At 69.8% G+C, this 14681-nt stretch carries 9 protein-coding genes; 5 read left to right on the plus strand and 4 right to left on the minus strand.

The features are described from left to right. Nucleotides 1-74: 74 nt before the first annotated feature. Nucleotides 75-5009, minus strand: coding sequence for an NAD-glutamate dehydrogenase (locus PBV52_RS18030; RefSeq protein WP_274239397.1), 4935 nt, complete (start codon nt 5007-5009; stop codon nt 75-77). 551 nt (nt 5010-5560) lie between these two features. On the opposite strand from PBV52_RS18030, the gene PBV52_RS18035 reads away from it, so the two are divergent. Next, entirely contained in the window at nt 5561-5992 is a 432-nt protein-coding gene (locus PBV52_RS18035) for a hypothetical protein (RefSeq protein ID WP_274239398.1), read from the plus strand. A 248-nt stretch (nt 5993-6240) separates the two neighbouring features. Continuing rightward, the gene (locus PBV52_RS18040; protein ID WP_274239399.1) at nt 6241-6807 is read left to right on the plus strand and encodes a DJ-1/PfpI family protein; all 567 of its coding nucleotides are present in this window, start codon (nt 6241-6243) and stop codon (nt 6805-6807) included. A gap of 200 nt (nt 6808-7007) precedes the next feature. Here the strand turns inward: PBV52_RS18040 and PBV52_RS18045 are convergent, their stop codons facing one another. Together PBV52_RS18045 and PBV52_RS18050 are read right to left on the minus strand one after the other, a co-directional pair. Further along, a complete protein-coding gene (locus PBV52_RS18045) occupies nt 7008-7673 on the minus strand; it encodes an HAD family hydrolase (RefSeq protein ID WP_274239401.1) in 666 nt (221 codons plus the stop codon). A 125-nt stretch (nt 7674-7798) separates the two neighbouring features. Beyond that, entirely contained in the window at nt 7799-8314 is a 516-nt protein-coding gene (locus PBV52_RS18050) for a hypothetical protein (RefSeq protein WP_274239403.1), read from the minus strand. Nucleotides 8315-8657: 343 nt separating this feature from the next. Between PBV52_RS18050 and PBV52_RS18055 the strand changes: the two genes are divergently transcribed. Further along, complete coding sequence (locus tag PBV52_RS18055; protein WP_274239405.1) at nt 8658-9461, plus strand: Rv3235 family protein; 804 nt, start codon at nt 8658-8660, stop codon at nt 9459-9461. A gap of 219 nt (nt 9462-9680) precedes the next feature. Here the strand turns inward: PBV52_RS18055 and secA are convergent, their stop codons facing one another. Continuing rightward, on the minus strand, nt 9681-12500 hold the full coding sequence (gene secA / locus PBV52_RS18060; protein WP_274239406.1) for a preprotein translocase subunit SecA: 2820 nt from the start codon (nt 12498-12500) through the stop codon (nt 9681-9683). Nucleotides 12501-12774: 274 nt separating this feature from the next. On the opposite strand from secA, the gene PBV52_RS18065 reads away from it, so the two are divergent. Both PBV52_RS18065 and PBV52_RS18070 read left to right on the plus strand, forming a co-directional pair. Next, the gene (locus tag PBV52_RS18065; protein ID WP_274239407.1) at nt 12775-13374 is read left to right on the plus strand and encodes a GNAT family N-acetyltransferase; all 600 of its coding nucleotides are present in this window, start codon (nt 12775-12777) and stop codon (nt 13372-13374) included. Nucleotides 13375-13478: 104 nt separating this feature from the next. Beyond that, a complete protein-coding gene (locus PBV52_RS18070) occupies nt 13479-14678 on the plus strand; it encodes a winged helix-turn-helix domain-containing protein (protein WP_274239408.1) in 1200 nt (399 codons plus the stop codon). The last annotated feature ends 3 nt before the right edge of the window (nt 14679-14681 follow it).

The following is a 14681-nucleotide window of genomic DNA, read 5'->3' on the forward strand; positions in this document are numbered from 1 at the left end:
CATAGCCAGAGGCGCCCCGGGCCGTCACAGCCCGGGGCGCCCTGATACTCGTACGGCCTAGATACTCGTGCGGCCTACGAATGCGTCCGCAGCAGCGTCCGCATGGTCCGCATGGCCACCGAAAGGTTGGCCAGATCGAAGGTGTCCGATCCCTGGATCTCCTCCAGGGTGGTGCGCGCCCGCCCCAGGATCGCCACGTTCTTCTGCTCCCACGCCTTGTAGCGCTGCTCGGGCGTCGCGGTGCCGTTGCCGGCCGCCAGGACGTCCGAGGTCAGGGCCGCGTGGGCGGCGTAGAGGTCCTCGCGGATGGAGGCGCGGGCCATGGACTGCCAGCGGTCTGCGCGGGGCAGCTCGATGATGCGGTCCATGAGCTGGGTGATGTGGAGGCGGTCGGCGAGGTCGTAGTAGACCTCGGCGACGTCCATCGGGTCCCGGCTCATGCGGTCGGCCACCGAGACGATGTCCAGCGTCGGGAAGGCGGAGGAGAACCCGGCCACGCGGGTGGCGAGTTCGTCCGGGACGCCGGCGCCGGACAACTCGTCGTAGATCTGCTGGTACCAGTCGAGGTCCGCGCCGCGCAGCAGCTTCGGCAGCTGCGACCAGACCTGCTCGACGCGCTCGGCGAAGAAGTCGACGGTGTCGACGAGCTCCAGCGGCTGCGGCCGGTTGTTGAGCAGCCAGCGCGTGCCGCGCTCGACGAGGCGGCGCGAGTGCAGCCGGATCCGGGTCTGGACGTCGGCCTCGACCTTGTTGTCGAGCGCCTCGACCGCGTCCCAGACGGCCGCCGAGCGGAAGATCGCGCGGGCCACGGTCTGCGCCCGGACGATCTCCTCCAGCGAGGCGCCGGTCTCCTCGCGCAGCCGGTGCAGATACGTCGTACCGCCCGTGTTGACCGTGTCGTTGACCAGCACGGTCGTGGTGATCTCACGGCGCAGCGGGTGGCTGACCAGGTGCTCGGGGAACTGCTCGCGCAGCTCGGTCGGGAAGTACGCGTGCAGCAGGGTGCTCAGGTATGGGTCGTCGGGCAGCGAGGTGTGCAGCAGCTCCTCGGCGACCGTGATCTTCGTGTACGCCATCAGGACGGCCGTCTCCGGGCCGGTCAGGCCGTGGCCGGCGCCGAGGCGTTCGCGGACCTGGCGGTCGGTGGGCAGGAACTCCAGCGCGCGGTCCAGGTGGCCTTCCCTGACCAGGTGCTTCATGAAGCGCTGCTGGGCGTGGAGCATGTCCTTGGACTGGGCGAGGGCGTTGGCGATCGCCGTGTTCTGCGCGTAGTTGTTGCGCAGGACCAGGCGGCCGACCTCGTCGGTCATCTCGGCGAGCAGCTTGTTGCGCTGCTTGACGGTCATGTCGCCGTCCGCGACCAGGCCGTTGAGCAGGATCTTGATGTTCACCTCGTGGTCGGAGGTGTCGACGCCCGCGCTGTTGTCGATGGCATCGGTGTTGATCTTGCCGCCGTGCCGCGCGAACTCGATCCGGCCGAGCTGGGTCAGGCCCAGGTTGCCGCCCTCGCCGACGACCTTGACGCGCAGGTCGGCGCCGTCGACGCGGATGGCGTCGTTGGCCTTGTCGCCGACGTCCGCGTGGGTCTCGGTGGACGCCTTGACGTACGTACCGATGCCGCCGTTCCACAGCAGGTCCACCGGCGCCTTGAGGATGGCCTTCATCAGCTCGGCCGGCGTCATCTTGGAGACCTTGCCCTCGATACCGAGGGCCTCGCGGATGTGCGCGTTGACCTGGATCGCCTTGGCGCTGCGGGGGAAGACGCCGCCACCGGCCGAGAGGAGCTCGGTGTTGTAGTCCTCCCAGCTGGAGCGCGGCAGCTCGAAGACGCGGCGGCGCTCGGCGTAGGAGGTGGCCGCGTCCGGGTTCGGGTCGATGAAGATGTGCCGGTGGTCGAAGGCGGCGACCAGGCGGATGTGCTCGCTGAGCAGCATGCCGTTGCCGAACACGTCACCGGACATGTCGCCGATGCCGACGACCGTGAAGTCCTCGCTCTGAGTGTCCACGCCCAGCTCGCGGAAGTGCCGCTTGACGGACTCCCAGGCGCCGCGGGCGGTGATGCCCATGCCCTTGTGGTCGTAGCCGGCCGAACCGCCGGAGGCGAAGGCGTCACCGAGCCAGAAGTTGTACTGCTCGGCGACCCCGTTGGCGATGTCGGAGAAGGTCGCGGTGCCCTTGTCGGCGGCGACGACGAGGTAGGTGTCGTCCTCGTCGTGCCGGACGACGTCCGCCGGGGGCACGACCTCGCCGGCGACCATGTTGTCGGTGATGTCGAGCAGCGCCGAGATGAACGTCTTGTAGCTGGCGATGCCCTCGGCCAGCCACGCGTCCCGGTCCACGCTCGGGTCCGGCAGCTGCTTGGCGACGAAGCCGCCCTTGGCACCGACCGGCACGATGACGGTGTTCTTCACCATCTGCGCCTTGACCAGGCCGAGGATCTCGGTGCGGAAGTCCTCACGCCGGTCGGACCAGCGCAGGCCTCCTCGCGCGACCTTGCCGAAGCGCAGGTGCACGCCCTCGACGCGCGGCGAGTAGACCCAGATCTCGTACGCCGGGCGCGGCGCCGGCAGGTCGGGGATGGCCTGCGGGTCGAACTTCATGGAGACGTAGTCGTGCGACTGGCCGCCCGCCGCCTCCTGGAAGAAGTTCGTCCGCAGCGTCGCCTTGATGACGGTGAGGAAGGACCGCAGGATCCGGTCCTCGTCGAGGCTCGCCACCTGGTCGAGCGCCGCGTCGACCTCTTCGAGGAGCGCGTCCACGATCTCGCGGCCCGCGCGCTGGCGGTCCGGCGACATCCGCGCCTCGAACAGGGAGACGAGCAGGCGGGTGGTGTGGACGTTGTTGCGGAGGGTGTCCTCCATGTAGTCCTGCGAGAAGGTGGAGCCCGCCTGCCGCAGGTACTTGGCGTACGCCCGCAGCACCATGGCCTGCCGCCAGGTCAGGCCGGCGCTCAGCACGAGGGCGTTGAAGCCGTCGTTCTCCGACTTGCCGGTCCAGGTGGCGGCGAAGGCCTCCGAGAACCGCTCGCGCGCGTCGTCGCCGAGATAGTCGCCGGCGCCCGCCGACTTGGGCATGCGCAGACCGAAGTCGTAGATCCAGGCGACGCTGCGGTCGGAGCAGCGCAGTTCGTACGGCCGCTCGTCGACGACCTCGACGCCCAGCCGGCTCAGGACCGGCAGGACGGCGGACAGGGAGACGGCCGCGCCCTTGCGGTAGATCTTGAAGCGGCGCTCCTCGGGGGCGGCGCCGACCGGCTCGTACAGGCTCAGCGAGAAGTTGTTCTCCTCGGTGAGCTGTTCGAGGTGGACGAGGTCGGAGACCGCGGAGCGCGGGCCGTGGTCGGCCTTGTAGCCCTCGGGGAAGGCGCCCGAGTAGCGGCGCAGCAGCTCGGCCGCGCGCTCCTCGCCGAGTTCGGCGTTCAGCGCGTCGGCGAAGCCGTCGGCCCAGGAGCGGGCGGCCTCGACCAGGCGGGCCTCGATGCGCTCCTTGTCGCTGTCGCTGAGCTGCGGCAGCTCGGTGCCCTGCGGGACGCGGACGACGAAGTGCAGCCGGGAGAGGATCGACTCGGTGTTCCAGGCGGTGAAGTCGACGCTGGTACCGCCGAGTTCCTCCTTGAGGATGTCGATGATCCGCAGGCGCACGCCGGTGGTGTAGCGGTCGCGCGGGAGGTAGACGAGGGCGGAGTAGTAGCGGCCGTACTCGTCCTGCCGCAGGTAGAGCCGCAGCCGGCGGCGTTCCTGGAGGTAGAGCACGGAGGTGGCGATGCGCTGGAGCTCGGGGACCGGGGTCTGGAAGAGCTCGTCGCGCGGGTACGTCTCCAGGATCTGCAGCAGGTCGCGCCCGTCGTGGCTGTGGGGCGAGAACCCGGCGGCCTCCAGCACATCGTCCACCTTGCGCCGGACGACGGGCACCCGGCGGACGGACTCGGTGTACGCGGCCGAGGAGAACAGGCCCAGGTAGCGCCGCTCGCCGACGACCTCCCCGTTCTCGTCGAACTTCTTCACCCCGACGTAGTCGAGGTACGACGGCCGGTGCACGGTCGCCCGGCTGTTGGCCTTGGTGAGGATGAGGAGCTTGTGCTCGCGGGCCTTGGCGCGGGCGTCGGCGGGCAGCCGCTCGAAGGACGGGCTGACCGGGTGGCTGTCGGTCTCGGAGTGGTGCGGGTCGGAGCGCAGGATGCCGAGGCCGGTGCCGGGCACGGCGGCCAGCGAGTCGTCCTCGCGCAGCTCGTACTCGCGGTAGCCGAGGAAGGTGAAGTGGTCGTCGGCGAGCCAGCGCAGCAGCTCGCGGGCCTCCTCGACCTCCTGCTCGCGCAGGTCGGAGGTGGGCTCGCGGGGCAGTTCGTCGGCCATCCGCAGGGCCGCGTCCCGCATCTTGCTCCAGTCCTCGACGGCCTCGCGGACATCGGACAGGACGCGCAGCAGGTCGGCGGTGATCTGCTTCAGGTCGGCGCGGTCGGTCTCACGGTCGATCTCGACGTGGATCCAGGACTCGGTGTGCGTATCGTGCGGCAGCTCGCCGGCGGGCGACTCCTGAAGCACCTCGATGAGCCTGCCGGTGACGTCGCGGCGGACGAAGACCTGCGGGTGGATGACCACATGGATCCCCCGCCCCTGCCGAGTCAGCTCGTTGGTCACCGAATCGACCAGGAAGGGCATGTCGTCGGTGACGACTTCGACGACGGAGTGGCTGCACATCCACCCGTTCTCTTCGACGGTGGGCGTGTGCACCCGCACGTTGGCCGTGCCCTGGGGGCGGTTCTCGGCCAGCCGGTAGTGCGAGAAGGCGGCTCCGAAGATGTCGACCGGGTCGCGGCCGGTGAGGTCCTCCGGGGCGGTGTGCAGGTAGTACCGCTGGAGGAACGAGAGCACGGTGTCGTGGTCCGGGGTGCCGGGGCTGCTCTCGTCCGTCGTCCCAGTCGGTAGATACCCCCCGACCGGGCTGTTCTCAGCTACCCGGGCGGCCCTCTCGAGCAGCTCGGCCTTGGCTTCGTCCAGCTTGGTCTGCATTGTCCTCTGGCTCCTGTCGCGCGCCGTTGCGTGACGTTGAAGGAAGTACGGTCTCTTCCCCTCCGGCGTAACGCCGCGACGCGGGGTGTCCGGTCTGCTTCGACGCTATGCCGCGAGGTGAGATGAGCGGGGATATATGAGCCAATCTTGAGCTGCCCACGGGGTGTGACGCTGCTCTCTGCGACGCCCGGGCCCAGGATGCGAATGACGTCCCGGGAGCCCTTACGCCCCCCTCCCGCCCGCGAAGACCAGCGACCGCCGCCCGGGCACGGATGTCGTCCGTGCTCCCCGGGCGCAGGGCAGGAGCAACAGCGCTCCCGCGAGCTATCGCGCTGATCACGCCACTAAGGCTATCGCTCCTTACAGGGGGCCCGTCATGAGCCGTATGTGTACAAAACCGGGGGTGGAACTTTGACGTTCTGCACAGGGTCAAACGGGGCGGGGAGGGCGTAACTGGCGGGGTGGGACATGGAGGGAGAGGCTGGGTGTGGGGCTGAGACGGCGGCCGAGCCAGAAAACGGAGCCGGAAGCAGGCCATCCGGAGGCAGCCCGTGTCCGAAAACAGCGGTGAGGTGGAGCCGCCGGGAAACACCCACCCACACAGCGGCAGCGGCAGCGGCAGCGGCAGCGGCAGCGGCAGCGGCAGCGGCAGCGGCAGCGGCAGCGGCAGCGGCAGCGGCAGCGGCAGCGGCAGCGGCAGCGGCAGCGGCAGCGGCAGCGGCAGCGGCAGCGGCAGCGGCAGCGGCAGCGGCAGCGGCAGCGGCAGCGGCAGCGGCAGCGGCAGCGGCAGCGGCAGCGGCAGCGGCAGCGGCAGCGGCAGCGGCAGCGGCAGCGGCAGCGGCAGCGGCAGCGGCAGCGGCAGCGGCAGCGGCGAACGGCTCCGTAGCGCGCTTGGTCGCGGGCGGTCGTGTTGTCGAAGCGGAAGGGCAAGGCCACCTACACAGCGGCAGCCACTATCGGCTCAGCAGCCGCAGCCCGCGTAGCTGCGGGCAGTCGTGCCGCTGGGGCGACGCCCGTCCCGAAGAAAGCGGCACCCGGACAGCGCCGGGCTGCGCGCCCCACCCCGCCTCAGCCGCAACGCCGGGCACCCACCCATCACCGGCAACCGAACCCCGCCCTTCCGGCCTCCCCAAGCCGCACGCCCCCTTGGCAAGCCACCCGCCCCGAGGCACGTTGCCCATAAGGCCCGACGGAGACGCAGACCACGGCCCACAAGAGGAGCACACCCGACATGACAGCGAAAATCCTCATCGTCACCGGCGATGCCGCAGAGTCACTGGAGGTCCTCTACCCCTACCAGCGCCTCCGCGAAGAGGGCTACGACGTCCACATCGCGGCCCCCACCCGCAAACAGCTCCAGTTCGTCGTCCACGACTTCGAACCCGGCTTCGACACCTACACCGAGAAACCCGGCTACACCTGGCCCGCCGACCTGGCCTTCTCCGAGGTCGACCCCGGTGACTACGTCGCCGTCGTCATCCCCGGCGGCCGAGCCCCCGAGTACCTCCGCAACGACCCCGAACTCCGCAAGATCCTCAAGTCGTTCTTCGACGCCGACAAGCCGGTCGCCCAGATCTGCCACGGCCCCCTGCTCACCGCCGCGATCGACAGCCTCCGCGGCCGCCGCGTCACGGCGTACCCGGCCCTGGAACTGGACATGCAGGCGGCCGGCGCCACCTTCCAGGACGCCGAGGCCGTGGTCGACGGCACCTTGGTCTCCTCCCGCACCTGGCCGGACCACTCCGGCTGGATGCGCGAGTTCCTGACGGTCCTACGGGCGAAGGCACCGGTGACCTGACCTGCCTCGGGCCACAAGCGGCCCCCGCCCCCCGGCGCGGCGTTCCCAGAGCGCCGCGCCACTCCACGCGCAAGCTCCATCGCCCCTTCTCCACAGCCACCGAAACGCCCACACCACGGTGCCCGGCCCGGCACCGCGCCTCCTCAGGCTCTACCCCCACTCCCCGGCACCGCGCCTACTCGGGCCCATGCCCACCGGGCTCAAGCAGCCAGCCGCTCCGCCTCCGCGACCGCCTCCCCCAACGTGTCCACCACCGGCACCCCCACCTCCTCAAGGCTCGCCCGACCGTGCGACCCCCCGGTGTAGAGCACGGCCCGCGCCCCCACATGCAGCGCCGCCACCGCGTCGTCGGCTGCGTCCCCGATCACCACCGTGCGCGCCGGATCCACGCTCACGAGCGCCTCTATGTGCCGCACCATGTGCTCGACCTTGCTGCCCCCGGACGGCCCGGTCCGCCCGTCGACGCGTATGAAGTGCTCCTCGATCCCGAACCCCCGTACCAGCGGAACGAGTTCCTCATGCCCGTACATGCTGAGGATCGACTGGCTGCGCCCCGCCGACCGCCACGCCACGAGCAGCTCCGCCACGCCCTCGGTGAGCCCGCACCTCACCCGGTGCTCGGTGTAATACCGGTGGAAGGTCTCGTCCATGACCTCCCACTCGGCGTCGGTCGGCAGCCGCCCGAGCAACCGCTCGTAGAACTTCGGCACCGGCACGCAGTACAGCGCCCGGTACTGCTCCATCGTGATCGGGTCGAGCCCCAACTCGCCGAACGCCGCGTTCGTCGCTCCGATGATCGCGTCATTGTCGTGGAACAGCGTCCCGTTCCAGTCCCAGACAATGTGCGCCCCTACCTGCTTCCCCATGCCAAAAACCGTACCCGCCACCACTGACAATCAAGAGAACAGCAGGTCAACGAGGGTTCCGGGCGCACACCCGAACACCGACCGACCGATCAACCAGCCAATACAACGCCGCCGGGCTCAGCCCCTCAGCCCCTCAGCCCCACCAGATTCGGAATCTCCTGAGTCGCGTACCACAGCAGCTCATGGTCCTCGGCCCCGTCCACGACGAACTGCGCGTCGTCGTCCCCGCCGTCGGCCGCTTCCAGCGCCTCGGCGGCCGCCGCCACGTCCGCCTCCGCGTCGCCCGAGTCGACATGCACGGAGGCCGCCTTGGCCAGCGCCACGCCCCCGGCGATCCGCACCTCACCCAGCGCCGACGGCTCCAGCCCTCGGTCGGGATCGGCGACCGCCGCCCCGTCGGGCACGTCGACGGCGACCACGACCCGGCGCCGCACCGCCCTGGACTCCGCCGCCAGCAGCCGCAGCGAGGCCAGCGCGGCCCGGTTCAGCGCCGCGTACTCCAACTCCTCGATGTCGTCGGAGAGATACCACTCGCGCAACGCGGGCGTGACGCCGTACGCGACGAGCGGCCCGGTCCCCAGCTCACCCGTCTTGTAGGCCTCGGCGAGACCGGGGAGGGTCAGGGGGACGTAGACGCGCATGGCCGACCACTTTCGTTGTTCGTAAGGCTCCGCAAGGACTCGGAAGAGCGGGTCCCGCACCTCCGGTCCCGCACCTCCCGGACGGCCTTCAGGATACGTGCGGGCGTCCCCTTTCGAGTCCCCACCACCACCCCGCCCGGCGTCCACTGCGGTCCGGAAATTCACCCGGTGCAGGCCCGCCATCACGGCCCTCCGCGTCCGCGGATCACCCAGATAAGTGAACATTCCGGCCGCCCACCCCGAGCCCCCGCTTCCTTGCCGTCGACCCCCAGAACCCCGTACAAGATCACCAACCGCGAAGTTACTGCCCGGTATCAACCGGGTTCAGCGAACGGGGAACTCCATGAACAAGGTCATGACCAGGGCACAGCACCGCCCCGGCACCCGCCCGCCCAGCCGCCGCGACACCCGCCGCCCCGGCGGGATCCCACCCCGCACACCGAGCCACGGCGCATCCCGTACGACGTCGCCCGACGGCCCCCCACCGAACTCCCCGGGCACGACGGAAACCCTCACCCGCACAAGGCCCACCGACAACCGGCCGCCCACCGCCGCGGGGAGCATCGCCTCTCCCGCCCACGTCCATCCACGGGCTGCGACGTCCACGGCACCTGCGGGCAGCCGCGCCGTCGGGCCGACCCCCGTCCCAGAACGGTGCGGCACCCCGCCGGCGTCGGTCCACGCGGCCCACCCGACCGCCCCAGCCCCGACGGGGGACGCTCCGCAAGCCCCGGCGAGGCACGGGGCCCACACACCCCACCTCGTCCCGGCACAAGCCTCCCGCGGGCCGGTCACCCAGCTCCCCCAACCCCGCCCCACCGACGTCTTCGCCGACCGCCTGCTCCTGGTCCTGAGCGGCCAGCGCCCCGTCCACTCGATGCTCCGCCACACCGTCGGCCGCGCCTACGACGAACTCGCCTGGCTCGCGGAACGCGGCCCCCTGCGCGCCCGCGGCACCCGCCCCGTCGTCCGCGACATCGGATACTTCGAGCCCCGCCCGGGAGCCATCGAGGCCTTCGCCCGCATCGGCGCCGGCGACCAACTGCGCGCCATGGCATTCCGCCTGGAGCAGGGCGGGGATCTCCGCTGGCGCTGCACGGCAGTGGAACTGGGCGGCCCGCGCAGGCCGCGCCCGGACGAGGACTGACCACCACAACGGGTCGCCACGAGCCACCCAACAGGTCACCGCGAGCCCGCCACAAACAGGTCACCGCGAGCCGCAGCAGGCCACGCACGCCGAAGGGCCGGGCCCCCAACGGAGACCCGGCCCTTCCAGTCGCTACGCCGCCACAGGCACAGGCACCAGCACAGGCACCGGCACCGTCTTCCCGACGGCGCTACACCCGTGCGGCGCTCTCACCCGGCGCTACTTCTTACGGCGCCGACCACCACGCGACTGCTTGCGCCGCTCCGCGCGCGTGAGGCCGTCGGCCTCGGAGCGCACCGGCTCGTCGCCGTTGTCGAAGTCGCCCTCGACGATGTCGCCCTCGCCGTCCACCTTGGGCGCGGTGAAGTGCAGCCGGTCCGGGCGGCGCGGGGCCTCAAGCCCCTTGGCGCGGATCTCGGGGCGCGCGCCCGCCTGCGCCGGCACCGCGTCCTGCTTCTCGAGGTCGGCCACCGGCTTGGTGTCCTCGACCGGGACCTCCTCGACCTGCTGCTCGACCTGGACCTCCAGGTTGAACAGGTAGCCGACGGACTCCTCCTTGATGCCCTCCATCATCGCGGTGAACATGTCGAAGCCCTCGCGCTGGTACTCGACCAGCGGGTCCTTCTGCGCCATCGCGCGCAGGCCGATGCCCTCCTGGAGGTAGTCCATCTCGTAGAGGTGCTCGCGCCACTTGCGGTCCAGGACCGACAGCACGACCCGGCGCTCCAGCTCACGCATGATCTCGGAGCCGAGCTGCGCCTCGCGCTCCTCGTACTGCGCGTGGATGTCGTCCTTGACGGACTCGGCGATGAACTCGGCGGTCAGCCCGGCGCGGTCGCCGGCCGCCTCCTCCAGCTCCTCGACGGTGACCTTCACCGGGTACAGCTGCTTGAAGGCGCCCCACAGCCGGTCCAGGTCCCACTCCTCAGCGAAGCCCTCGGCGGTCTCCGCGCCGACGTACGCGTCGATCGTGTCGTCCATGAAGTGCTGCACCTGCTCGTGCAGGTCCTCGCCCTCCAGGACGCGGCGCCGCTCGCCGTAGATGACCTCGCGCTGGCGGTTGAGGACCTCGTCGTACTTCAGGACGTTCTTACGGGTCTCGAAGTTCTGCTGCTCGACCTGCGACTGAGCGGACGCGATCGCGCGCGTGACCATCTTGTTCTCGATCGGCACGTCGTCCGGGACGTTCGCCATCGACATCACGCGCTCGACCATCTGGGCCTTGAAGAGCCTCATCAGGTCGTCACCCAGCGACAGGTAGAAGCGGGACTCGCCCGGGTCACCCTGACGGCCGGAACGACCACGCAGCTGGTTGTCGATACGGCGCGACTCGTGCCGCTCGGTGCCGAGGACGTAGAGGCCGCCGAGGTCCTTGACCTCCTCGAACTCCGCCTTGACCGCCTGCTCGGCCTTCTCCAGGGCGGCGGGCAGGGCCGCGGCCCACTCCTCGATGTGCTCCTCGGGGTCGAGGCCGCGCTGGCGCAGCTCCGCCTCCGCGAGGTCGTCGGGGTTGCCGCCGAGCTTGATGTCCGTACCACGGCCGGCCATGTTGGTGGCCACCGTCACGGCGCCCTTGCGGCCGGCCTGGGCGACGATCGTCGCTTCGCGGTCGTGCTGCTTCGCGTTCAGCACCTCGTGCTGGATACCGCGCTTGCTCAACTGCTGCGACAGATACTCGGACTTCTCGACCGACGTCGTACCGACGAGGATCGGCTGGCCCTTCTCGTGCTTCTCGGCGATGTCGTCGACTACCGCCTCGAACTTGGCGACCTCGGTGCGGTAGATCAGGTCCGACTGGTCCTTGCGGACCATCGGCCGGTTGGTCGGGATCGGGACCACGCCGAGCTTGTAGATCTGGTGGAACTCGGCGGCCTCGGTCATCGCCGTACCGGTCATGCCGGAGAGCTTGTTGTAGAGGCGGAAGAAGTTCTGCAGGGTGATCGTGGCGAGGGTCTGGTTCTCGTCCTTGATGTCCACCCCTTCCTTCGCCTCGATCGCCTGGTGCATGCCCTCGTTGTAGCGGCGGCCGGCGAGGATACGGCCGGTGTGCTCGTCGACGATCATGACCTCGCCGTCGATGACGACGTAGTCCTTGTCCTTCTTGAAGAGCTCCTTCGCCTTGATGGCGTTGTTCAGGTAGCCCACCAGCGGCGTGTTCACCGACTCGTAGAGGTTGTCGATGCCCAGCCAGTCCTCGACCTTGGCGACACCGGACTCGTGGATGGCGACCGTGCGCTTCTTCTCGTCGACCTCGTAGTCGCCGGTCTCCTCGATGCCCTTGAGGGGGTTGCCCGCCTCGCCCTTCTTCAGGCGCGTGACCAGCTTGGCGAAGTCGCCGTACCACTTGGTCGCCTGGTCGGCCGGGCCGGAGATGATCAGCGGCGTACGGGCCTCGTCGACGAGGATGGAGTCGACCTCGTCGACGATGGCGTAGTTGTGGCCGCGCTGGACGAGCTCGTCCTTGGACCACGCCATGTTGTCGCGGAGGTAGTCGAAGCCGAACTCGTTGTTCGTGCCGTAGGTGATGTCGCAGTTGTACTGCTCGCGGCGCTGGGCCGGCGTCATGTTGGCGAGGATGCAGCCGACGGACAGGCCCAGGAACTTGTGGACGCGGCCCATCATCTCGGAGTCGCGCTCGGCCAGGTAGTCGTTGACCGTGATGAGGTGAACGCCGTCTCCGGAAAGAGCGTTCAGATACGCGGGCAGCGTGCCGACGAGGGTCTTGCCCTCACCGGTCTTCATCTCGGCGACATAGCCGAGGTGGAGGGCGGCGCCACCCATCAGCTGCACGTCGTAGTGCCGCTGGCCGAGGACACGCTTGGCGGCCTCGCGAACGGTGGCGAAGGCCTCCGGGAGCAGATCATCCAGGCTCTCACCATCGGCGTACCGCTGCTTGTACTCATCGGTGAGGGCCCGCAGCTCGGCGTCGGAGAGGTCGACGAAGTCCTCTTCGATGGAGTTGACCTGGTCCGCGATGCGGTGCAGCTTGCGCAGGATCTTGCCTTCGCCTGCACGCATGATCTTCGAGAGGACGGACACGGGGGTTGGTCTCCTTGCCGGTCGGGCCTGGGACGGTCGGTTTCCATTTGACTTGACTGAGCAACGGCCATCGTATGCGAGGACCCCGCCACGCCGGGAGCCTGCCGGTGACGCCGACCGTCCGCTGCTTCAAATCTCCGTCAAAGGGGACAACGGCCGGGGGTCACAGATGGTGCCGCGTTCCGCCTACGAATTGCACGAAATGCGATCGCACGCGCACACACCGCTTAGTAAAGGATGGCGCTTGCCAGGGACCCCAGAGCAGAATCGGCCGATGGAACCCGTCACGCTCACCACCGGCCGCCTCCTGATGCGCACGGTCGGCCCGAAGGACACCGACGCCGTGTACGAGGCCGCCCAGGACCCCGACATCCAGCGCTGGACCACGCTCCCCTCGCCCTACCTGTACGAGCACGCCCACAGCTTCACGGACGAACTGGTCCCCGACGGCTGGAGGAACGGCTCGATGTTCACCTGGGGGCTCTTCCTCCCCGAAGGGGAGGACCTGGTCGGCATGCTCGGTCTCACGATGCGTTCCATGAGCGGGGCCGAGATCGGTTTCTGGGGCACGAAGGAACACCGCGGCAACGGCTACATCACCGAAGCCGTCCTCACCGCGTCCCGCTGGGCCTTCGTCCACCTCTCGATCGACCGCGTGGAATGGCGCGCGGAGGTCGGCAACACCCCCTCTCGCGCAGTGGCAGAACGCGCCGGCTTCACCCTCGAGGGCACCCTTCGCTCCGCCATCGTCCACCAGGGCGTACACCGGGACTGCTGGGTGGGCTCCTTGCTCCCGTCGGACCTGGGCCTACCGTCGACGGCACCGTATTTGCCGGCACCCACACGCTCCGCCCAGTCCGGCACGGGCAGCTGAGCACAGCCGTCCCGAGCCCTCACGGGCAGCCCCAGCACCGGCCCCCTCCCCCAAACCCCCAGCTCACGCCCCATTGTCAGTGCCACCCCCTATCGTCCGAACCCATGACGACCCCGCGCCCCACCACCGACCTCTCGGCAGACGAAGCCCGCCGCATCGCCCTGAGAGCCCAAGGCTTCCTGGGCACCCCCAACCGCAGGTCCGGCGTCCGCGGCATACTCCGTCACCTGGGCGCGGTCCAACTCGACACCATCTCGGTCCTGGCCCGCTCCCACGAGCTCATCCCATACGCCCGCCTGGGCGCGGTAAGCCGCAAGACGGTCGAGAGCGCCTACTGGACGACCGCATCCACCAACGCGCTTTCGCCACAACCGCACGCCTTCGAGTACTGGTCCCACGCCGCCTGCATCCTCCCCATCGAGGAATGGCCCCACTTCGCCTTCCGCCGCCGCGCCTACCGAAACCGCCCCCACTGGAACCACGAACTCCCCGACGGCACCTACGACCAGGTCATCAAGCAGCTCCGCACCGAAGGCCCCCTCACCGCGACCGAACTGGGCGGCGCGAAGCGGACCAGCGAGTGGTGGGACTGGTCGGGCTCGAAGGTCGCCGCCGAACGCGCCCTGATGTACGGCGAGGTGGTCTGCGTCGAACGCCGCGGCTGGAAGCGCGTCTACGACCTCGCCGAACGCGCCATCCCGCAGACTCTGCTGCACGACGACCTGGACGACACCGAATGCCTGCGCCGCCTGGTCCGCCTGGCCGGCCAGTCCCTCGGCGTCGGCACCCGCGCGGACATCGCCGACTACCACCGCCTCAAGGGCGAACAGGTCGACGCGGTGATCGCCGACTCGGGCCTGGTCCCGGTCACGGTCGAGGGCTGGGGCAAACCGGCCTGGGCGGACCCCGCGGCCCTGGAGACACCCCCGCGCGGCCGCCACCGCACCACTCTCCTGTCCCCGTTCGACTCCCTCATCTGGGAACGGGCACGGACGGAGCGGATCTTCGGCTTCACGCACCGCCTGGAGGCCTACGTCCCCAAGCAGAAGCGGGTCTACGGCTACTTCGCGATGCCGGTCCTGGCCGGCGGCCGTCTCGTCGGCCGCGTGGACCCGGCCCGCGAGGGCCGCACACTGGTGGCCAAGCAGGTCACCCTGGACGGCCCGAAGGCGGTTCCTGCGGTGGCCCAGGCGCTGGCCGAAGCAGCGAGCTGGGTGGACTGCACGGACGTACGCGTGGACCGGGTGGACGCACCCGACCTGCGCGAACCGCTCACCAGCGAGCTCGCCCGCATAGTGGCGTGACCC

Origin of the sequence: Streptomyces sp. T12, assembly GCF_028736035.1 — a bacterium.
In the GTDB taxonomy this organism is placed as follows: Bacteria; Actinomycetota; Actinomycetes; order Streptomycetales; family Streptomycetaceae; genus Streptomyces.

What these genes read in the sequence shown, in the direction of transcription:
- PBV52_RS18030 (WP_274239397.1), bottom strand. Translation starts at nt 5,009, where the DNA reads ATGCAGACCAAGCTGGACGAAGCCAAGGCCGAGCTGCTCGAGAGGGCC.
- PBV52_RS18040 (WP_274239399.1), top strand. Translation starts at nt 6,241, where the DNA reads ATGACAGCGAAAATCCTCATCGTCACCGGCGATGCCGCAGAGTCACTG.
- PBV52_RS18045 (WP_274239401.1), bottom strand. Translation starts at nt 7,673, where the DNA reads ATGGGGAAGCAGGTAGGGGCGCACATTGTCTGGGACTGGAACGGGACG.
- PBV52_RS18050 (WP_274239403.1), bottom strand. Translation starts at nt 8,314, where the DNA reads ATGCGCGTCTACGTCCCCCTGACCCTCCCCGGTCTCGCCGAGGCCTAC.
- PBV52_RS18055 (WP_274239405.1), top strand. Translation starts at nt 8,658, where the DNA reads ATGAACAAGGTCATGACCAGGGCACAGCACCGCCCCGGCACCCGCCCG.
- PBV52_RS18065 (WP_274239407.1), top strand. Translation starts at nt 12,775, where the DNA reads ATGGAACCCGTCACGCTCACCACCGGCCGCCTCCTGATGCGCACGGTC.
- PBV52_RS18070 (WP_274239408.1), top strand. Translation starts at nt 13,479, where the DNA reads ATGACGACCCCGCGCCCCACCACCGACCTCTCGGCAGACGAAGCCCGC.